21 protein-coding genes are annotated in these 19,449 nt (G+C 60.9%); 11 read left to right on the top strand and 10 right to left on the bottom strand.

From position 1 onward, the window contains the following. Positions 1–9: 9 nt before the first annotated feature. A complete protein-coding gene (locus GVL04_RS02960; protein WP_159699358.1) occupies positions 10–1,692 on the bottom strand; it encodes an FAD-binding dehydrogenase in 1,683 nt (560 codons plus the stop codon). Between the two features lie 68 nt (positions 1,693–1,760). Between GVL04_RS02960 and GVL04_RS02965 the strand changes: the two genes are divergently transcribed. Further along, positions 1,761–2,840, top strand: a complete 1,080-nt coding sequence (locus GVL04_RS02965; RefSeq protein ID WP_159699360.1) for a quinone-dependent dihydroorotate dehydrogenase — start codon at positions 1,761–1,763, stop codon at positions 2,838–2,840. Positions 2,841–2,909: 69 nt separating this feature from the next. Here GVL04_RS02965 and GVL04_RS02970 read toward each other — a convergent pair whose 3' ends face one another. Then, the gene (locus tag GVL04_RS02970; protein ID WP_159699363.1) at positions 2,910–3,503 is read right to left on the bottom strand and encodes a DUF3043 domain-containing protein; all 594 of its coding nucleotides are present in this window, start codon (positions 3,501–3,503) and stop codon (positions 2,910–2,912) included. Between the two features lie 115 nt (positions 3,504–3,618). Here GVL04_RS02970 and GVL04_RS02975 point away from each other — a divergent pair, with 115 nt between their 5' ends. The 5 genes from GVL04_RS02975 (at position 3,619) to GVL04_RS02995 (ending at position 8,812) form a co-directional block, all read left to right on the top strand. Beyond that, positions 3,619–5,070, top strand: a complete 1,452-nt coding sequence (locus tag GVL04_RS02975; RefSeq protein WP_159699366.1) for a dipeptidase — start codon at positions 3,619–3,621, stop codon at positions 5,068–5,070. 163 nt (positions 5,071–5,233) lie between these two features. Next, positions 5,234–5,623 (top strand): iron-sulfur cluster assembly accessory protein, encoded by a 390-nt coding sequence (locus tag GVL04_RS02980; RefSeq protein WP_090821577.1) that lies wholly within the window; start codon positions 5,234–5,236, stop codon positions 5,621–5,623. 183 nt (positions 5,624–5,806) lie between these two features. Then, a complete protein-coding gene (gene coxB / locus GVL04_RS02985; protein ID WP_159699369.1) occupies positions 5,807–6,679 on the top strand; it encodes a cytochrome c oxidase subunit II in 873 nt (290 codons plus the stop codon). 10 nt (positions 6,680–6,689) lie between these two features. Next, entirely contained in the window at positions 6,690–8,414 is a 1,725-nt protein-coding gene (ctaD, locus tag GVL04_RS02990) for a cytochrome c oxidase subunit I (RefSeq protein WP_159699372.1), read from the top strand. Next, the gene (locus tag GVL04_RS02995; RefSeq protein WP_090821571.1) at positions 8,411–8,812 is read left to right on the top strand and encodes a cytochrome c oxidase subunit 4; all 402 of its coding nucleotides are present in this window, start codon (positions 8,411–8,413) and stop codon (positions 8,810–8,812) included. The genes ctaD and GVL04_RS02995 overlap by 4 nt, the downstream gene beginning before the upstream one ends. A gap of 105 nt (positions 8,813–8,917) precedes the next feature. On the opposite strand, the gene GVL04_RS03000 is transcribed toward GVL04_RS02995, so the two are convergent. Next, positions 8,918–9,211, bottom strand: coding sequence for an HPr family phosphocarrier protein (locus GVL04_RS03000; RefSeq protein WP_159699375.1), 294 nt, complete (start codon positions 9,209–9,211; stop codon positions 8,918–8,920). A 156-nt stretch (positions 9,212–9,367) separates the two neighbouring features. On the opposite strand from GVL04_RS03000, the gene GVL04_RS03005 reads away from it, so the two are divergent. Next, positions 9,368–10,156, top strand: a complete 789-nt coding sequence (locus GVL04_RS03005) for a GntR family transcriptional regulator (RefSeq protein ID WP_159699378.1) — start codon at positions 9,368–9,370, stop codon at positions 10,154–10,156. A gap of 119 nt (positions 10,157–10,275) precedes the next feature. On the opposite strand, the gene GVL04_RS03010 is transcribed toward GVL04_RS03005, so the two are convergent. The 4 genes from GVL04_RS03010 to GVL04_RS03025 all read right to left on the bottom strand — a co-directional run bounded on the left by GVL04_RS03010 (position 10,276) and on the right by GVL04_RS03025 (position 14,610). Continuing rightward, a complete protein-coding gene (locus tag GVL04_RS03010) occupies positions 10,276–11,949 on the bottom strand; it encodes a ubiquinol-cytochrome c reductase cytochrome b subunit (protein ID WP_159699381.1) in 1,674 nt (557 codons plus the stop codon). Next, positions 11,927–12,997, bottom strand: coding sequence for a ubiquinol-cytochrome c reductase iron-sulfur subunit (locus GVL04_RS03015; RefSeq protein WP_159699384.1), 1,071 nt, complete (start codon positions 12,995–12,997; stop codon positions 11,927–11,929). Before GVL04_RS03015 ends, GVL04_RS03010 begins: the two co-directional genes overlap by 23 nt. Positions 12,998–13,094: 97 nt before the next feature. Then, positions 13,095–13,883 (bottom strand): c-type cytochrome, encoded by a 789-nt coding sequence (locus GVL04_RS03020; RefSeq protein ID WP_090821564.1) that lies wholly within the window; start codon positions 13,881–13,883, stop codon positions 13,095–13,097. An 88-nt stretch (positions 13,884–13,971) separates the two neighbouring features. After that, entirely contained in the window at positions 13,972–14,610 is a 639-nt protein-coding gene (locus tag GVL04_RS03025) for a heme-copper oxidase subunit III (protein ID WP_090821562.1), read from the bottom strand. 148 nt (positions 14,611–14,758) lie between these two features. On the opposite strand from GVL04_RS03025, the gene trpD reads away from it, so the two are divergent. After that, complete coding sequence (gene trpD / locus GVL04_RS03030) at positions 14,759–15,817, top strand: anthranilate phosphoribosyltransferase (RefSeq protein WP_159699387.1); 1,059 nt, start codon at positions 14,759–14,761, stop codon at positions 15,815–15,817. Positions 15,818–15,853: 36 nt separating this feature from the next. On the opposite strand, the gene GVL04_RS03035 is transcribed toward trpD, so the two are convergent. Both GVL04_RS03035 and GVL04_RS03040 read right to left on the bottom strand, forming a co-directional pair. Beyond that, the gene (locus GVL04_RS03035) at positions 15,854–16,132 is read right to left on the bottom strand and encodes an Lrp/AsnC family transcriptional regulator (RefSeq protein ID WP_144648325.1); all 279 of its coding nucleotides are present in this window, start codon (positions 16,130–16,132) and stop codon (positions 15,854–15,856) included. Between the two features lie 72 nt (positions 16,133–16,204). Further along, positions 16,205–16,594, bottom strand: coding sequence for a DUF3054 domain-containing protein (locus GVL04_RS03040; RefSeq protein WP_159699390.1), 390 nt, complete (start codon positions 16,592–16,594; stop codon positions 16,205–16,207). Between the two features lie 127 nt (positions 16,595–16,721). Between GVL04_RS03040 and GVL04_RS03045 the strand changes: the two genes are divergently transcribed. The 3 genes from GVL04_RS03045 (at position 16,722) to GVL04_RS03055 (ending at position 18,216) form a co-directional block, all read left to right on the top strand. After that, entirely contained in the window at positions 16,722–17,099 is a 378-nt protein-coding gene (locus GVL04_RS03045; protein ID WP_159699940.1) for a VOC family protein, read from the top strand. Between the two features lie 143 nt (positions 17,100–17,242). Continuing rightward, positions 17,243–17,698 (top strand): VOC family protein, encoded by a 456-nt coding sequence (locus GVL04_RS03050; protein WP_159699393.1) that lies wholly within the window; start codon positions 17,243–17,245, stop codon positions 17,696–17,698. Between the two features lie 89 nt (positions 17,699–17,787). Further along, a complete protein-coding gene (locus GVL04_RS03055) occupies positions 17,788–18,216 on the top strand; it encodes a VOC family protein (protein ID WP_159699396.1) in 429 nt (142 codons plus the stop codon). Between the two features lie 123 nt (positions 18,217–18,339). Here the strand turns inward: GVL04_RS03055 and GVL04_RS03060 are convergent, their stop codons facing one another. Continuing rightward, positions 18,340–19,323 carry an Lrp/AsnC family transcriptional regulator gene (locus GVL04_RS03060; RefSeq protein WP_159699399.1) on the bottom strand — a complete coding sequence of 328 codons (984 nt, stop codon included), beginning with the start codon at positions 19,321–19,323 and terminating at the stop codon, positions 18,340–18,342. Positions 19,324–19,449 lie beyond the last annotated feature (126 nt).

Here is a 19,449-nt window from a genome sequence, read left to right on the forward strand (position 1 = left end):
GGCCTTAGCTTAGACACTGGCGGCGGCGTCCCTGCCCGCCGCCCTCCCCGTGAAGAGGCAGCCGCCCAGGAATGTTCCTTCCAACGCCCGGTATCCATGGATGCCACCGCCACCAAATCCGGCCGCTTCACCAGCTGCGTAGAGGCCCGGGATGGCTTGCCCTTTACGGTCCAGGACCCTGGAGCGCAGATCCGTGGCGAGGCCGCCCAGGCTTTTCCTTGTCAACACGGAGAGCCGGATGGCAATCAGTGGGCCATGAGTCGGGTCGGTCAGCCGATGCGGTGGTGCCACCCGCATCAGTTTGTCCGTGGCAAATCGACGCGCTGCCCTGATGGCGGCCAGCTGTGGGTCCTTCCCAAGACCGCTCTCCACTTGACGGTCCCGGGCGCTTATCAGTAGTTCAAGTGCGCGGGTTTCGATGAGGGAGTTGCCCGCGAGCCGGTTCATTCTTGAGGCCAGTTCCCCTGGAGATGACGCCTGCAGAAAGTCCACGCCCCGGTCCAGGAAGCGCTGGACGGGGGTCTCGCTTGTTGGGCGCAGGCGCGATGCAAGCAGCCGGACGTCCTTGCCGGTGAGGTCGGGGTTCTGTTCGGAACCGGACAGGGCAAGTTCCTTGAGGGCAATCGTGCGGTTGAGGACAAACCATGAGTAGCCGTACCCCGTCCCGACGATGTGGCGCAATGCCCCCAACGAATCAAAACCGGGGAACAGCGGCGCGGGCAACTGGCGGCCCTCGGCATCGAGCCACAACGAAGAGGGCCCGGGCAGGATACGGATTCCATGATTGGGCCACACAGGATCGTAATTGTGGATTCCTTCGGGGTAGTGCCACATGCGGTCGCCGTTGATCAACGCAGCTCCAGCGCTTGCCACGATGGGAAGGAAGCTGCCGTCCACGGAGGCCGGCACGCCACTCAGCATGTAGTCGGGCGCGTTTCCCCCGGGCCACTGGCTGCGGACGGTCGCGTGATTGCCGCCGATGCCTCCCGTCGTCACCACAACAGCGCCTGCCGTGGCCTCGAAACCACTGACGGCGACCCGCGCGGACGCTTGGCCCCGCACCGCCGTCGACGGTTCAAGAACCTCGCCCGAAACGCCCGTGATCCTTCCCGTCGTGGTCGTCAGCAACAGGGCGCGGTGCCTGAAGTGCAAACTGACCCGGCCGGTACTTACGCCTTCCAAGACCTTGGCGAGGAACGGCTCCACCAAGGCGGGCCCCGTGCCCCATGTGACGTGGAAGCGGGGAACAGTGTTGCCATGGCCTTCCGGCCCGTAGCCGCCGCGTTCCGCCCATTGCACCAACGGGAAGATGCCAACGCCAAGGCTCCTGAGCCACGCCCGCTTCTCTCCGGCGGCGAAGTCGACGTACGCCTCTGCCCACTCACGGGCCGTCCCGTCATCGGACCGGTCGAAAGCTGCGGAGGCAAGCCAGTCATGCAGTGCGAGATCAGCGCTGTCCCTGACACCCAGGCGCTGCTGCTCAGGTGTATTCACCATGAAAAGCCCGCCAAAAGACCAATGGGCCTGGCCACCCACGGAAGCCTCCGGCTCCTGATCCAGCACAGCCACTGTCTTGCCGGCCGCATAGGCGGTGGCGGCCGCAACCAGCCCGGACAGGCCTGCGCCGACCACTAGGACGTCGGCGTTGATCCTGTAGCTTCCATGATTTGCATCACCATTATCCCCAAGCATGCGTACATGGTAGCGGCATCGGTAGTCATGGGTTTGGTGAGTTGTCCGTAAGGCGGAAAACTAGGACCATGCGTGTTTACCCCACATTCTTCAAGCTGGCCTTCTCCTGGATGGACGCCGAGAAGGCACACAAGATCGGCTTCCAGGGAATCCGGGCGGCCCACCGCTCCGGTGCCGGCCGGATCCTTGCCCGGCTGACAGCTCCGGACGCTTCACTTCGCACGGAGGCGCTGGGACTCACGTTCCCGTCACCTTTCGGCCTGGCGGCAGGTTTCGACAAAGAAGGTCACGGTATCGAAGCGTTGGCTGAGCTTGGGTTCGGGCATGTGGAGGTGGGAACCATCACGGGCCAGGCGCAGCCAGGCAATGAGAAGCCCAGGCTGTTCCGCCTGATTGAGGACCGCGCGGTGATTAACCGCATGGGGTTCAATAACGACGGCGCCGCTTCAGTCGCGCCCAGGCTCAAGTCCGCGCGGGCTGCTTTGCAAAGGCAGCACCCGGACGTCCGCCCGGTCATCGGTGTGAACATCGGCAAGACCAAGGTGGTGGAACTCGACGATGCCACCGAGGATTACCTGGTGAGTGCCCGGAGCCTGGCTCCTGCTGCAGACTATCTCGTAGTCAACGTCAGCTCTCCCAACACGCCGGGTCTTCGCTTGCTCCAGAACGTGGAAACGCTGCGGCCGCTGTTGCGGGCCGTTGGTGACGCTGCTGATGAAGCTGCCGGACGGCACATACCCCTGCTGGTAAAGATTGCGCCGGATTTGTCCGATGAGGACATCGACGACGTCGCTCGGCTGGCCCTGGACCTGAAACTTGATGGAATCATCGCCACCAACACCACGATCTCCCGTGATGGACTCCTCTCTGATGCTGCAAAGGTGGAGTCGCTGGGTGCAGGTGGATTGTCGGGAGCGCCCCTCAAACATCGGTCTCTGGAGGTTCTTCGCAGGCTCAAGGATGCTGTGGGGGACGACTTGGTACTCATCGCCGTTGGTGGTGTGGAAACCGCTACAGATGTCCAGGATCGTTTGGATGCCGGCGCGACTTTGGTCCAGGGCTACACGGCATTCCTCTATGAAGGGCCCTTCTGGGCCTCACGCATTAACAAGGGACTGGCAAAGATCCGTAAGAGGTCGGCGCGTTAATCAGGCCATCGACAAGGAAGACCCCGGACCAACGGTCCGGGGTCTTCCTGTGTCTGGGGTTTTGGGCGCTTAGGCCGGGTACTGCCCGCGCTTCACCTGCGGTTTGGGAAGGCGAAGCTTGCGGAATTGAAGGGCCCGCATGCAGCCGTACCAAACAGAGCCTCGTTCCACCTCGCCGAACTTCTCCGTAAGGCGCTTCCGAAGCTTCCGGGACAGGATGAAGACGTCCACGAAGACAGCCAGGAACATGATCCAGAAGCCGATCAACACGTAGCTGATGCCGGCGCTGGTGGGCGGAATGATCAGGGAGATCACCACGAACAGCAAAGCACCGAACATGAGGTACTCACCGAGGCTGAAACGCGCATCAACATAGTCCCTCGTGTAGCGCTTTTGGGGACCCTTGTCGCGGATGGGGAGGAATTTCTCGTCGCCCGTATCGAGTGCCTGCCGCATTTTCTGCCGCTGGTCCTGGATTGCTACCCTTTCCGCGGCCTTGGAGGCTTTGCGGTCATTGGGAACCAGGGGCCGCTTACGCGCTGCTTCCTGGTCTTTCCGCTTGGGCGTAGGCGCGCCCTTTGCGCCACCTGGCTCCGGGGCGGTGGCGTAGGCCTGGTCTACTACTGATTGAGCGCTGGGCTCTTCCTTTTTGCGTCCGAACACCCATACAGAATACCCCTCACGGAGGTGGCGTACGTTACGTGTCCCAATGCCAGGCCGTGATTGCGTCGGGCCGCGCCTGCCCTGGCGGGGGAATCCCCGGCGGTAAAGTGTGGCCATGACTTCAGCACATGCGGAGACCCCGCAGAACAAGCAAGGGCACTCAGGCGAAACTCCGGTGGAAGCACTCACCGCAGCGGTTAACGATTCCTTCGAAAGCACGATGGAATCCCTTAAAGACCTCGTCGGCATTCCCGGCATTGCCTGGGCAAGTTTTGACCCGGCCGAACTCGACCGCAGTGCCGAAGCAGTCGCTGCTTTGGTCAAGGCTTCGGGCATGGAAGACGTCCGCGTGCTTCGCAGCAGCAAAGCCGACGGGTCGCCCGGTGGTCCTGCCGTCGTCGCGCGTCGTGCAGCCGAGGACGGCAAGCCAACAATCCTGCTGTACGCCCACCACGATGTCCAGCCGCCGGGGGACAGGGGCCTGTGGAACTCAGAGCCCTTTGTCGCCGAAGAACGCGAGGGCCGGCTCTACGGCCGTGGTGCTGCCGACGACAAAGCTGGAATCATGGCCCACTTGGCCGCCTACAGTGCTGTGACCAAGGTTCTGGGTGAAGAGTTTGGACTTGGTGTGACGTTCTTCTTCGAAGGTGAGGAAGAGGCAGGGTCGCCCACCTTCCGTACGTTCCTTGAGGAACATCAGGAGCTCCTCCGGGCCGACGTCATCGTGGTGGCCGACTCCAGCAACTGGAAGGTGGGGGTTCCCGCCCTGACCACCAGCCTCCGGGGTCTGGTGGACGGAACCTTCGAGGTGCGCGTCCTGGACCATGCGGTCCATTCCGGGATGTTTGGTGGACCGGTTCTCGATGCCCCCACCCTTTTGTCGCGTCTCATCGCGACCCTGCACGACGACGACGGCAACGTAGCGGTCGAAGGCCTGGTGGCCCGCGACGATGTGGCGGTCGATCTCGCCGAAGCGGACTACCGTGCTGATGCTTCAGTGCTCGACGGCGTGAAGCTCGCCGGCAGCGGGACAATCGCCTCACGCCTGTGGACCAAGCCCGCACTGTCCATCATCGGCATGGACGTCCCCTCCGTTGACGTTGCCTCCAACACCCTTATTCCCGCGGCCCGTGCAAAGTTCAGCATGAGGCTGGCCCCGGGGCAGGACCCGGAAGCCGCGATGGATGCCTTGAAGCGGCATGTGGAATCCCACGCGCCATTTGGGGCCAAGGTGACCTTTAGCCCGGGGGAGCGGGGCAACGCTTTCTCCACGGACACTTCGTCAGCCGCCGCACGCGTGGCACTCTGGGCGCTGGGGGAGTCGTGGGGAGTCCAGCCCGTGGAGATGGGAATCGGCGGTTCCATTCCGTTCATTGCGGACCTCCTGGACTTGTATCCGCACGCCCAGATCCTGGTGACGGGAGTCGAGGACCCCGATTCCCGGGCGCACAGCGCCAACGAGTCGCTTCACATCGGAGACTTCCGCCATGCAGTGCTGGCTGAGGCCTTGATGCTGGCCCGGCTTAATGACGAAGGGCTCGTTAGTGCCGAAGGGCTCGGGGACTAAGCTCCACGGCGCGCCGGGAACAACGAAATGCTGTCTGTGGTTACGTCAGGAGTTATAGCTAAGCGTCTGTGCGACGTAGCATTAGCTATAATCCGTACGTAATTGGGTAAGGGCAGGCAGCGTTCCGGCGCGGCCGCCAAGAGCTTCATAAGAAGGTAGGCCAATGAGCACTGCAACCAACGAAAACAGCACCGGAGCACAGGTCGTCTCCAACGACGAACTGCCCACGCACGAGGTCAATCTGACCGACGTAGCCGCAGGCAAGGTCCGCAGCCTCCTCGAGCAGGAAGGGCGCACCGACCTTCGGCTGCGCGTTGCAGTCCAGCCTGGCGGTTGCTCCGGCCTGATCTACCAGCTTTACTTCGACGAGCGCATGCTCGATGGAGACGCTGTGCGTGACTACGACGGCGTTGAGGTCGTAGTTGACAAGATGAGCGTTCCTTACCTCAGCGGTGCCAGCATCGACTTCGAGGACACCATTTCGAAGCAGGGCTTCACCATCGACAACCCGAATGCCGGCGGGTCTTGCGCCTGCGGCGATTCGTTCCACTGATGTGAGCCATCGCCGCATGTCGGCGCCCCTTCGGACTGGTTTTAAACCGTTCGGAGCCACGGCGCTGACATGTGCGCGAAAACCGCTTGATAGCGGTAAGCTCTACATCGGGTAGTAAAACTTTTAGTGTGCCCGGTGAGCCTTCGGCCTGCCGGGAGACAGCAACAAGAGGAAGGGCCGTCTGTGAGTTCGCAGAACCGAACCGGCAGCCGACGCATAAAGATCACATCGATCACTGGCTTGGCACTCGCCGGCGCGTTGGTTTTGACCGGATGTTCACCAGAGGTAGAGAAGGGTTGGCTGCCTACAGAGCGCGGCACGACCAACCACACTGACCGGATCATGGACCTCTGGGTCAACTCATGGATCGCCGCCTTGGCAGTCGGTATCATCACGTGGGGCCTTCTGGTCTGGTGCATCATTGCCTACCGTCGCCGCAAGGGCACCACGGGATTCCCCAAGCAGCTCAGCTACAACTTGCCGCTCGAGGTCTTCTATTTGACCATCCCGCTGTTCATGGTGCTGGTGTTCTTCTACTTCACCGATCAGGACCAGCGTGCGATCGATGACCGATCGCAGCCTGCCGACGTCGTTGTTGACGTCCGCGGCAAGCAGTGGGCCTGGGATTTCAACTACAAAAAGGGTGAGGTCATTAATGAAGACCTCCACGAGGCCGGCGTCCAGGCGCACCTGACCGGCAACGATGTCAACAAGGAACTTCTCCCCACCCTCTACTTGCCCGTTGGCAAGTCCGTGGACCTGGAGCTGAACTCCCGCGACGTCATCCACTCATTCTGGGTCCCCGCGTTCCTCCAGAAGCGCGACATGATCCCCGGCAAGACGAACTACATCAGGTTCACCCCCACCAAGGAAGGCACCTTCGACGGTAAGTGTGCTGAACTCTGCGGTGAATACCACTCCGAAATGCTTTTCCGCGTCAAGGTTGTCTCCGAGTCTGAGTTCCAGGCACACATGGACAAGCTTCGCCAGGAAGGCAACACGGGCCTCCTCGGTGCGGAATACGACCGCAACCCGAACCTGAACGAAACCAAGTAAGGGGAGCGACGTGGCTACGTACACTCAATCCGCCGCGGGGGTCCTAGACGCTCCCGTAGTTCCTAAATCCAAGGGGCGCATCGTCGTCAACTGGATCACCTCCACCGACCATAAGACGATCGGGTACATGTACCTGATCGCGTCCTTCGTGTTCTTCTGCCTCGGTGGCGTCATGGCGCTGTTGATCCGCGCTGAACTGTTCGAGCCCGGCATGCAGATCCTGCAGACCAAAGAGCAGTACAACCAGATGTTCACGATGCACGGCACCGTGATGCTCCTGATGTTCGCAACGCCGCTCTTTGCCGGCTTCGCCAACGTCATCATGCCGTTGCAGATTGGCGCCCCCGACGTCGCCTTCCCGCGCTTGAACGCCCTGGCTTTCTGGTTCTTCCTCTTTGGCTCCACCATCGCCGTCTCCGGCTTCATCACCCCGCAGGGTGCTGCGTCCTTCGGTTGGTTCGCCTACGCCCCGTTGTCCAATACGACATTCAGTCCTGGCGTCGGTGGTGACTTGTGGGTCTTTGGCCTTGCACTCTCCGGTTTCGGAACCATCCTTGGTGCCGTCAACTTCATCACCACCATCATCTGTATGCGCGCCCCCGGCATGACCATGTGGCGCATGCCGATCTTCACCTGGAACACCCTTGTCACGGCGATCCTGGTCCTGATGGCCTTCCCGCCACTGGCAGCAGCGTTGTTCGCACTCGGTGCCGACCGCCGCTTTGGAGCCCACATCTTCGATCCCGAGAATGGCGGTGCCGTTCTCTGGCAGCACCTGTTCTGGTTCTTCGGACACCCTGAGGTGTACATCATCGCGTTGCCGTTCTTCGGCATCGTCTCCGAGATCTTCCCCGTCTTCAGCCGCAAGCCGATCTTTGGTTACAAGGGTCTTGTGTATGCGACCATCGCCATTGCCGCGCTGTCCGTCACGGTGTGGGCACACCACATGTATGTGACCGGATCTGTGCTGCTGCCGTTCTTCGCGTTCATGACCATGCTGATTGCCGTTCCAACGGGTGTGAAGTTCTTCAACTGGATCGGTACTCTGTGGCAGGGCTCCATCACCTTCGAAACGCCCATGCTCTGGAGCATCGGCTTCCTGGTGACGTTCCTCTTCGGTGGTCTGACCGGTATCATCCTGGCCTCTCCGCCGCTGGACTTCCACGTCTCGGACTCCTACTTCGTGGTTGCCCACTTCCACTACGTGGTCTTCGGCACCGTGGTGTTCGCGATGTTCGCAGGGTTCTACTTCTGGTGGCCCAAGTGGACCGGCAAGATGCTCAACGAACGTCTCGGCAAGATTCACTTCTGGCTGCTGTTCCTCGGCTTCCACGGCACGTTCCTGATCCAGCACTGGTTGGGTGTAGAGGGCATGCCGCGTCGCTACGCCGACTACATGCCGCAGGATAACTTCACGTGGATGAACCAGTTCTCGACTATTTCCTCCTTCGTGCTGGGTGCATCGCTGCTGCCGTTCTTCTGGAACGTCTACATCACGTGGCGCAGCAACAAGAAGGTTGAAGTCGATGACCCGTGGGGCTTTGGTGCTTCGCTGGAATGGGCAACGTCCTGCCCGCCGCCGCGCCACAACTTCACCTCATTGCCCCGTATCCGCTCCGAGCGCCCGGCTCTGGACCTTCACCACCCGGAGTTGGCCCAGGTTCACACGGCCGAGGCCCCGTCGCCCGCAGCAGCTGTCTTGGGTAACGCCGACCAGAGGGACGTCAACAAATGAAAATTGAATCGTGGCTCTTCGGAGCCGGAGTCTTCTTCTTCGTTCCCGTAGCCATTGCATATGGCTTCCTGACGGAATGGTCTGAGTGGGTTGGTGTCCTGGGCATCCTCCTGGTTGGCGGTCTCGCCGGCATGATCGGCGCCTACCTTGGTTTCACGGGCAAGCGGATCGGTATGCGACCCGAGGACCGTCCCGATGCCGAGGTTCATGAAGGTGCAGGCGAACAGGGTCACTTCAGCCCTTGGAGCTGGTGGCCCCTGGTTCTCGGACTGGCATGTGCCGGCGGATTCCTCGGCCTCGCGATCGGCTTCTGGGTGACGTACGTTGCCGGCGGTCTCGCCTTGGTTGCATTGGTCGGTTGGGTTTTCGAGTACAGCCGCGGTGACCACGCACACTAGCTTTCAGCTACAGAAGAATGGGCCCCACCTTTCGGTGGGGCCCATTCTCTTTAAGTGCCTTCCAAAAATCGACAAGGCCGGTTCGACCTGAGCGCGTAGTGCCGCTCAGCGGGCCTCTGCGGCCTCAAGAACGGCTGAAAGGGCGACCAGCGCGTTCTTGGCGCCAGAGAGCGTCTGTTCGGCGCTGAGTGCGTCTGGCTGGACCGATAGATATACTTCACAGCCGTGACCGAAGTCTTCGGTCATGACTTCCAGAAGCGAGCGGGCGTCGACCGGCTGACCACCTTGCTTTCGAATGGTGACCGGCATACCGGTTTCGGTGACGGCGCGGACGAAAACCGCGGCCGCCCTTGCGTGCAATCCGATTTCGGCGGCAACGAAGGCCTTCTGCTCCGGCAACCCAACTCCTTTGTTATGACGGTTGTTCCGTCAGAAAATGATCCATACCAGCGTAGCCTCAGGCGCAGTGACTACTCCACATCGGAGTTCAGTGGTCTAGACCTGCGGCGCCACTGAATTATCCTTGAGACATGACTCATTTGCTGGACAGCTGCCGTGCCTGAGGCAGCAAACATTGCCGGCGAGATCGACCGCAGCAGTGGCACGCCAATCTATGTTCAACTGCGGGAAATCCTCAGGGCATTCATAGCGAAGTCGTGCCCGCCAGGATCGGCTCTCCCGTCCGAGAGGGATCTTTCGGAACGCTTCGGGCTCGCGCGAATGACCGTTCGCCAGGCCATTGATGCTTTGGTGGGCGAAGAAGTGATCGAGCGCGTGGTCGGGCTTGGCACATTCGTCAGGAAGCCAAAGCTGGACCTCCAAGTCAAGCTAACGTCCTACAGCGAGGAAATGCAGCGCCGAGGCATGGTTCCTGCAGCCAAGGTGCTGAGTTTTGAACAGATCGCTGCCAGCGCGTTCCTCGCCCGGGAGTTGCAGCTGGAGGAGGGAACGCCCTTGGTCCGCTTCAGACGACTCCTGCTGGCCGACAACGAGCCTATGAGCGTCGATGAGAACTTCATACCGGCGCACCGGGTTCCAGGACTGCTGGACGAGGCACCGCCGACCTCGCTGTACAACGTCTTGAGTGAACGGTTCGGCTTGGTGATGGAGTGGGGTGAGGACATGATTGAGGCTACTGCGGCCTCTCCGTCCACCGCGAGACTCCTCAACGTGGACGTTGGTGCCCCTTTACTCAAGATTCAACGACACGCCTTCGTCGCCCGCGCGATGGTGGATTATTCAGTCTCTTACTATCGGGCGGACCGCTACAAACTTTGGGTTCCCCTGCAGCGACCAGGCGTTCGGCCTACTCGAAACTATTCGTCGGGATACCGTACCCAGTAGCAGTTCCGCACAACGCGCTGGTGTTGGCCATTGGGATGGAATGGACGGTTCCTCGAAGAAGATAAAAGTAGGGCCCGGTCGAATGGACCGGGCCCTACATTTATGTTGAGTGCTAAGCGCTAGTGGCTCAGGCTCTTCTGGTCTTCACCAGCCGCAATGGCCTCGTGGTGGCCATGTGCGTGGGCGGCTTCGAGCTCCGCGGGAGTTGCGGGGGCAACACGGTCTTCGAAGAACCACTTGGAAAGAGCCGCGCGGCGCTTTTCCTTCCGGGTAACAACGCCATGTTCGTTCGGTTCGGCCGGCAGGGGAGCCAGTGATTCGAACCCAACGAGCTTGTAGCGCTTGTACTCGTCCAGAGGAGCATGGACCTCTATGAACTCACCGTGGGGGAGTCGCACAATGCGGCCGGTTTCGCGGCCGTGCAAGGCAATCTCGCGGTCCTTGCGCTGGAGGGCCAACGCAATTCGCTTCGTCACGATGAAGGCAATGACCGGGCCGATGAAGAACAAAGTCCGGAGCCAGTAGGTCACATCGTTGAGGGACACATGGAAGTGCGTCGCAATAAGGTCAGAACCAGCTGCAGCCCACATCACGCAGTACCAGGTGAAGCCTGCAACGCCGATCGCTGTCCTGGTGGGAGCGTTGCGCGGACGATCGAGAACGTGGTGTTCGCGGTTGTCCTTGGTGATCCAGCGTTCGATCCACGGGTACATGAACAGCACGGTGAAGATGATTCCGGCGGGTACAAGTGCCGGAAGCAATACGTTCAACGTCAAGGTACGTCCGAAGATGACCCACTCGAAGTGGAAGTCGTTGATCACGCCAGGCATGAGGCGCAGGGCGCCATCTACGAAGCCGATGTACCAGTCAGGCTGGGTGCCGGCCGAAACCGGAGAGGGATCATAGGGGCCGTAGTTCCAGATCGGGTTGATCGTGAACGCGGCCGCCATGAGTGCCAGGACGCCGAAGACGATGAAGAAGAATCCACCGGCCTTGGCTGCGTAGACCGGGCCGAGGGGGTAACCGACGACGTTGCCGTCATTGCGACCGGGGCCGGGGTACTGGGTGTGCTTGTGCACAACCACCATGAAGAGGTGGATCACGATCATCAACAGGATGAGCGCGGGAACCAGCAGGATGTGCAGGACATACAAGCGGCCGATAATCGCGGTACCCGGGAATTCTCCACCGAACAGGAAGAACGAGGTGTACGTGCCGATAACCGGGATCGACTTGATCACGCCGTCGATGATGCGCAGGCCGTTACCGGAGAGCAGGTCATCGGGGAGAGAGTAGCCGGTGAATCCGGCTGCCATGGCCAGGATGAGCAGGACGCCACCCACAACCCAGTTCATTTCGCGGGGCTTACGGAAAGCGCCCGTGAAGAAGACACGCAGCATGTGAACACCCAGGGATGCCACGAACAGCAGGGCTGCCCAGTGGTGCACCTGGCGCATGAACAGGCCGCCACGGACGTCGAACGAGATGTTCAGCGATGAGCTGTAGGCAACGGACATTTCGACGTTGTACAGCGGCGTGTACGAACCCTGGTAGTGGGTTTCCGCCATGGACGGATCGAAGAAGAACGTCAGGAAGGTACCTGACATCAGCAGGATGACGAAGGAGTACAGCGCCACCTCACCGAACATGAACGACCAGTGGTCGGGGAAGACCTTCCGGCCGAACTCACGCAGGATGCCGGAGCCACCCACACGCTCGTCCACGAAGTTGGTGAAACTACCAACCTTGGTCTTCGGAACGAAGGGGGCTTCAGCTGTTGATGAGGCGCTCATGCTCGTCACGCTCCCAGTAACTCGGTCCTACAGGTTCTCTGAAGTCGCTCGTGGCGACGAGGTAGCCCTCTGCGTCAACTGCGATGGGCAGCTGGGGGAGCGGACGGCTTGCCGGTCCGAAGATGACCTTGCATTCCCGCGTCAGGTCAAAAGTGGACTGGTGGCAGGGGCACAGAAGGTGGTGCGTCTGCTGCTCATAAAGTGCAACCGGGCATCCGACGTGCGTGCAGATCTTGGAGTAGGCAACGATTCCGTTGTAGCTCCAGCTTTCGCGGCCCTCGGAGGGGTTCAAGGAGTTGGGATCCAGGCGCATCAGCAGGACGACTGCTTTTGCCTTCTCGTTCAGCTTGCCCTCGTGAAGCTCGTTGAGCCCTTCGGGAATGACGTGGAAGGCTGAACCAATGGTGACGTCCGACGCCTTGATGGGGGTGCCATCAGGGTCACGGGTCAGGCGCTTCAGCTTTCCGTCCTGGGGAGCCCACATGGTGTGCGCCAGGGCGTCGTCGGGACGTGGTCCCAGGTCGCCGAAGATGGCGAGAGCGGGCAGCGGGGCCAGCGCAACGGCACCAAGAAGGGTGTTGCGGATCAGCGGACGGCGCTTGATGCCGGTCTCTTCGACGATGTCATCGACGATCCGGACGGCCGCTTGGCGATCTTCTTCGGTACGGATAGCGTGGCGCTCTTCAGACACTTCGTGGTCGGGCATCAGGGCCTTGGCCCAGTGCACGATGCCGGTGCCGATTCCAAGCATTGCGAAGGCCGTACCGAGTCCCAGAAGAAGGTTCTGGGTACGGATGGTCGCAATGGTGGTGTCGTCGCCAAGGTCGATGGCAAAGTATGCCACCAGGAAGACCAGCGTACCGATGACGGAGGTGCCAAACAGAATGGCTACCTGACGCTCGGCTCGCTTTGCGGCTACCGGGTCCGTGTCAGCCAGGCGCAAACGATGCGGAGGGAGTCCAGGATCCTGGAACTTCTCCACCTCATTCTGACCAGCCGTAGCTACGGTGCCCGAGTGGTTCGGACTGCCGTCACTATGGTTGCCCATAATTCGCCTCATCCTTCTCTCGTTGTCCCGGCCGGAGCCGAGTTATTTTCAGTTTCAAACTGCTGACCGTGCAGCAGGAGTTTTTGTCGTGTCCGGATCAGGACGTACGGGACGTCAGCCAGATCGTGAAAGCGATGATGACACCCAAGCCAGCGACCCAAACGAAGAGACCTTCCGACACGGGGCCCAGTGAACCCAGGTCAGCGCCGCCGGGTGAACCGTTGGCTTCGATGGTCTTCAGGAACGTGATGATGTCGCGCTTGTCTTCAGGCGTGATGTTGGAATCATTGAAGACAGGCATGTTCTGCGGGCCGGTCGCCATGGCTTCGTAGATGTGCTCTGCGCTGACACCTGCCAACGCGGGGGCGAACTTACCGCGGGTCAGGGCGCCGCCGGCAGCGGCTGCGTTGTGGCACATGGCGCAGTTGACGCGGAAGAGTTCGCCACCGTTGGCTGCGTCTCCCTTGCCGTCGAGGAGGTGTTCCTCGGGGATGGCCGGACCTGCGCCGAGGGAAGCAACGTAGGCAGCGAGCTGCTTGGTCTGCTCCTCATTGAACTGGGCGGGCTTCTGCTGGGCCTGCGGGCCGCTCATCTGCATGGGCATACGACCGGTACCAACTTGGAAGTCAACTGCAGCTGCGCCCACGCCGACCAGCGAGGGGCCGTCCTGGGTTCCGGACGCACCCATGCCGTGGCAGGTGGCGCAGTTGGCGGCAAAAAGCTTGCCGCCTTCTTCTACGTCACTTGCGCTGAAGCTTGTGGTATCGGCCTTGGCCTGGTTGACAGTTGTGGCAACGGCGTAGAGCCCACCAGTGAGGAGGAGGCCCATCAACAGCAGCGCTATGGCTGCCAGTGGGTGACGTCGCTTCTGCGAGAGTGCCTTCACGTGGTGGTTCCTTTATTCGATCCTGCGTCGGCTCCGCGAGCCGCTTCTTGAAATTCTGCCTCTTGTAGAAAAAGAGTCAAAGCCGGGCTTACTTGAGGACGTAGATGACCAGGAAGAGGCCGATCCACACAACGTCAACGAAGTGCCAGTAGTACGAGGTGACGATCGCCGACGTAGCTTCAAAGTGCCCGAACTTCTTGGCCGCAAAGGCGCGGCCGATGATGAACAGGAACGCGATCAGGCCGCCAATGACGTGCAGGCCGTGGAAGCCGGTTGTCATGTAGAAGGCGGAGCCGTAGGCGTTGGACGACAGGGATACGTGCTCCGAGACGAGCATGGCGTATTCCGTGGTCTGGCCGGCTACGAAGAAGGCACCCATGATGAAGGTAAGGACAAACCATTCAGTCATGCCCCAGCGGGTGAATTGGAGCGGGCCGCCCGTGCGGCGTGGTTCGAGCCGCTCGGCGGCGAAGACGCCCATCTGGCAAGTAAACGAACTTGCCACAAGGACGATGGTGTTGACGAGCGCAAACGGGAAGTTGAGCTTGGCCGTCTCCTCGGCCCACATCAATCCGGATGTGGAGCGCAGGGTGAAGTACATGGCAAAGAGGCCGGCGAAGAACATCAATTCACTGGACAGCCAAACAACGGTTCCAACAGAAACCAGGTTGGGGCGGTTCAGCGTCGGGTGCGCCGGGGTACTGGGGGCATGGGTCGCAGATGTCACAAGGACATTATGTCTGTAAAAGTCCAGACTTCCCAATGCAAACCACCGATTCGGGAGACTTTTTCTACAAAGACGCGAAATCGCGCGGAAAAGTTCCCGGCCGCGTTCACATTGGTCATCGGCGTGGCTGGCTCGATAGCATCAGGGAGTGACTTCTCCGGCATCGGCACCTGCAGCCAGCAATACCTGGCCAGGGCTCATCTCAGCACTGATCAACGGCGACGACCTTGCAGTGGGCAACACAGAGTGGGCCATGAACACCATCATGGCCGGCGAAGCGACTCCGGCGCAGATCGCCGGCTTCCTGGTCGCGTTGCGCGCCAAGGGCGAAACTGTCGAAGAGCTGGCCGGCCTTGTTGAAGCAATGGTCCAGCACGCCAATGCGATCGACATCTCCGGGCAGAAGCTGGATATTGTGGGGACCGGGGGAGACCGGCTGAACACCGTCAACATCTCCACCATGGCAGCGCTCGTGGCTGCCGGGGCCGGTGCCAAAGTAGTCAAGCATGGAAACAGGGCCGCTTCTTCGACGTCCGGCTCCGCCGACGTGCTGGAAGCCTTGGGCGTCCGCCTGGACCTTTCGATTGAACAGGTGGCGCGAAACGCCGAAGAGGCCGGAATCACGTTCTGTTTCGCACAGGTCTTTCACCCCTCCTTCCGGCACACTGCTGTCCCGCGCCGGGAACTCGCCGTTCCAACGGCATTCAATTTCCTTGGTCCGATGACCAATCCTGCGCATGTACAGGCTTCGGCCGTCGGCGTAGCCAATGCCCGGATGGCACCGCTGGTGGCAGGAGTCCTGGCGCGCCGCGGCAGTCGTGGACTGGTTTTCCGGGGTGATGATGGCCTTGATGAACTCACGCCCACCGGGCCATCAACAGTTTGGGAAATCAGGAACGGAACGGTCACCGAGCAGGTGTTCTCTCCGGCGGATCTTGGAATTGGGCCATCAACGGTGGCCGACCTTCGCGGCGGCGACGCCGCTGCAAACGCAGGCGTAGTCCGGGACATCCTTGACGGGAAGACAGGTCCGGTACGGGACGCCGTCCTACTCAACGCCGCAGCGGGACTGGTGTCTTTCGATCTGCATGCCGAAGGAAGCCTGACCGCGCGCATGCGTAGTGCGTTCACCCGTGCAGCAGAATCCATTGATTCGGGCAAGGCTGCCGAAGTGCTCGCGAAGTGGACCGAACTCAGCCGGAGTTGAACCCGGACCGTCCTACCGCTTCCCGAACTTCAACTATTACTCGAACCCCAGCGCGAAGGCGGCGTCGAGATCGTGTTGGGAGTAGGCGCGGAAGGCTATGTGGGTGGTGGTGTGGACCACTGAGTCAACCTTCGAAAGGCGGTCAGCGATCACGTCCGCAAGTTCGTCGTGCTTGGTGACCCTTGCTACCGCAATGAGATCCCACTCACCGGTGACGGAATAGACCTCGCTGATGCCTTGAATGGCAGAGATTTGCTCAGCTGTCTCCGGGATGCGTGAGGCATCGGTCTTGATCAGGACGAAAGCGGTGATCACGTGGGGCCTTTCCGGAAAAGCATCGTTGCGGACTGTTTCCAGCGTAGTGCATTCGCCGGTGCCGCGACCTGATCAAACACGGCGTTGCCGTCTACGGGCCGCGCGCACCAACAACGCAACCAACGCACGGTATCCGAGCAGCAAAACCGCGAGGCTGATCAGCGCCACTATGACGAAGGGCAACACCACCGTTTGGCCGGTGGCAGCCCTCAGCAGCATTCCAACAAGCACCGCGCCGATCCAGATGACTACGCCGGTCGGCCACAACGCAAACGGGGCCCGCCATGCGCGGGAGACCATCCAGGCGATGGCTGCTCCGGCGAGGAATGGCCACGCCGTGGAGAAGGCCCCGGAGACAATGTCGCCGCGTGCGTGCGCGTCCCGGCCGATAGCAGCGAAAACAAGGATCAGCAGGACGTCGGCAAGTGCTGCGGGGATCCATGATCTGGATGATGAAAGCATGCTCCTGACAATATCCGGCATGGGCCACACGAGCGAAGTCGGGGCTGCGGTGCAGCCCTTGCCTGTGGCCGGCCGTGGCGGCCATGATGGCAGGAGCCGACGGACCAACCCAGCTCTGGAGGACACCTTGAGATTTGTTCAAGTGGCCCAGCACGCCGAGGATCTGCAGCGCGCGGCCGCCTTCTACTCTGCGCTGCTGGACGCCCAACCAAGGGCCCTGTTCGAACCCCCTGGACTCCTGTTTTTTGATGTAGGTGGTGTCCGGCTCTTGCTGGAGAGGGGAGCGCCTTCTGCCCTGATCTACTTGGAGGTGGGCGACCTTCACGGAACTGTGGCGGCACTCCGGAGCCGGGGCGTGAGGATCATCGCCGAGCCACACATGATTTTTGCCCATAATGACGACTCCTTGGGACCCCGGGATTCAGAAGAGTGGATGGCGTTCATTGAGGACAGCGAAGCCAACACCCTGGGGCTGGTCAGCCGGGTCCGCACCGCGGGGGACTAGTGGTCTTCGCAGTCAGCAGCCCGGTGGTCCGGCGGGACAACCGACGTCGGATGGATTCGCCGTCGTGCGTTGTGCGCGGTGACCGGCGGTACTAGCCTCGGGTCGGGGGACCAGCGTTTCCCGCGATCCTTGAGGAGTGGTTGATGCAAAATGTTTCCACGTGTTTATGGTTCGACGGCCAGGCGGCCGAGGCGGCGGAGTTCTACACGTCGACATTCGGGAACTCATCCATTGGCCAGGTCATGCCCGGGCCTGATGGCAATGCTCTTACCGTCGAATTCGAGATTGAGGGCAGGCAGTTCATGGGCCTCAACGGGGGACCGGCTTTCACGTTCAACGAGGCAGTCTCGCTGGTGGTCAACTGCGACTCCCAGGAAGAAGTCGACCGGTATTGGGACGCCCTCCTTGCCGGGGGTGAGGAGAGCATGTGCGGTTGGCTGAAGGACAAGTTTGGCCTGTCGTGGCAGATTGTCCCCACAGCCATGTCCGGACTGCTGAACGGCCCGGATCCTGAAGGCTCACGGCGGGCAATGGAGGCAATGCTGAAAATGCGGAAACTGGACATCAATGCCTTGCAAAAGGCGTACGACGGCGGCTGAAAACTTTGGGGGACAGGCGCCTCGCGGCGCTGCTAGCATGGCCGCACGGTGACGTGCGCACACACCACAACCATGAGGAGAACCGACCAATGACAACCCGCCTCAATCCATACATTTCTTTCAAGGACAATGCCCGCGATGCCATCACCTTTTACGAATCAGTCTTTGGTGGCGAACTGAACATCAGCACATTCGGCGACTATCAGGCCAGTGAAGACCCTGCCGAGGCCAACAAGGTCATGCACTCCATGCTTGAGACGCCGGGTGGGTTGACGCTGATGGCCGCAGACACGCCCAATGGCATGCAGTACAACCCCGGTGACAATATGTCTGTCTCGTTAAGCGGTGAATCCGCGGATGAAGCCGAGCTCCGTGGCTACTGGGACAAACTGGTCGACGGCGGAACCGTGACGGTGCCCTTGGAAATGGCACCCTGGGGCGACACCTTTGGGATGTGCGTCGACAAGTTCGGAATCGGGTGGCTGGTTAACATCGCCGGGGCCCAACAAGGCCAATAGGCCTCAGGGCGACACGACGCGTTTTCACAATGAATGCCCCTTCCCGGCAGCGGGTTGGGGCATTTATTGGTTTAATCAGGGCGCCGCTTGATCAGGGCGCCGCTTGATCAGGGCGCCGCTTGATCAGGGGGTGCGCTTGCCGGTGGGATCCAGCCGGTGGCCAACGTGCTTGGGGGTTCGCAATACGATGGAGCGGTCCATGATCTCGGCAAAAGGCAGCCTCTCACCCAATTGCCGCTCCAGTACGGTCATGTCCTCGATGCGGCGCAGCCATACGGCCATAAGGATGGAGTACATGCCGCCCGTTGTAGTGACGAGTCGGACCTCTTCGAGCCCCGTTAGTCTTCCGGCCACTGCCTCCACCTTTGTCGCGGGGACCCGCATGAAATACCAGACGCTCACTGGCCACGGTGTGTAGGGCCGGGCAATCTCCAGTCTCAAGACAAGTCGTTGGTGGGCAACAAGTGTGGCCACCGCGTTCTTTGCCTTGGCAGGGCTGATGTCCAATCTTGCGGCGATGTCAGCCACCGATGCCCGACCGTCGGCCTTGAGGATAACCGCGAGTTGTTCTTCAATTTCGGGCGGCATTTCCCGACCTGCCGGAACAGGGCGGGGCAGGTTCCGTTCAAGGAGGCGTGCCTCGGCGTCTTGAAGCGAACGCAAGCGCCACTGCTGGGCGTCAGCTAACAACCTGATGGTCCTGTGTGTCCGGGTACTCCGAATACCTTCCACAGTGCAGAGCCGGTCGAGGAGGAACCGGCTTAGGTCAGCTTCTGTACGGCACATCAAGGTGACTACCAGGTCCCGGCCGCCGGCAGTTTGGTCGATCGTCATGACTTCCTTCTCACCGGCCAGTTCTTCGGTTGCCCGAATAATGCTGGCGGGTGCGCAGTCGATCTCCACAACTGCTCCTGAATACTTCGCCCCGAGTCCTTTGTAGGCCGTAACCCACGCCAAGCCAGCCTCATGGAGTACGTTCCATCGCCGGGCAAGGGTGACGGCATCGGCGCCGACAATTGGTGCCAGCGCGGCCCATGGTGCCCGGGGGCGTATTTGGAGGGCGTGCAAGAGGCGGAGGTCGCGTTCGTCAAGATCGAAATCCTGCATTGATCCCCTTCTTATCGCAAATAGCCTGCATTGTGAGTGTATTCAATCACTTACTGCCTACTTTTGGGTCCCTTCACCCAATTTGGAAAGGCAGCCATGATGCTACATGCCGCAACCCCAGCAGTT

The organism is Arthrobacter sp. 18067, assembly GCF_902706295.1.
In the GTDB taxonomy this organism is placed as follows: domain Bacteria; phylum Actinomycetota; class Actinomycetes; order Actinomycetales; family Micrococcaceae; genus Arthrobacter.

Excerpts from the sequence above, each read along its gene's own strand:
- GVL04_RS02960 (WP_159699358.1), bottom strand. The coding sequence starts at position 1,692 with ATGCTTGGGGATAATGGTGATGCAAATCATGGAAGCTACAGGATCAAC.
- GVL04_RS02965 (WP_159699360.1), top strand. The coding sequence starts at position 1,761 with ATGCGTGTTTACCCCACATTCTTCAAGCTGGCCTTCTCCTGGATGGAC.
- GVL04_RS02975 (WP_159699366.1), top strand. The coding sequence starts at position 3,619 with ATGACTTCAGCACATGCGGAGACCCCGCAGAACAAGCAAGGGCACTCA.
- GVL04_RS02980 (WP_090821577.1), top strand. The coding sequence starts at position 5,234 with ATGAGCACTGCAACCAACGAAAACAGCACCGGAGCACAGGTCGTCTCC.
- GVL04_RS02995 (WP_090821571.1), top strand. The coding sequence starts at position 8,411 with ATGAAAATTGAATCGTGGCTCTTCGGAGCCGGAGTCTTCTTCTTCGTT.
- GVL04_RS03010 (WP_159699381.1), bottom strand. The coding sequence starts at position 11,949 with ATGAGCGCCTCATCAACAGCTGAAGCCCCCTTCGTTCCGAAGACCAAG.
- GVL04_RS03015 (WP_159699384.1), bottom strand. The coding sequence starts at position 12,997 with ATGGGCAACCATAGTGACGGCAGTCCGAACCACTCGGGCACCGTAGCT.
- GVL04_RS03040 (WP_159699390.1), bottom strand. The coding sequence starts at position 16,594 with ATGCTTTCATCATCCAGATCATGGATCCCCGCAGCACTTGCCGACGTC.
- GVL04_RS03050 (WP_159699393.1), top strand. The coding sequence starts at position 17,243 with ATGCAAAATGTTTCCACGTGTTTATGGTTCGACGGCCAGGCGGCCGAG.
- GVL04_RS03055 (WP_159699396.1), top strand. The coding sequence starts at position 17,788 with ATGACAACCCGCCTCAATCCATACATTTCTTTCAAGGACAATGCCCGC.
- GVL04_RS03060 (WP_159699399.1), bottom strand. The coding sequence starts at position 19,323 with ATGCAGGATTTCGATCTTGACGAACGCGACCTCCGCCTCTTGCACGCC.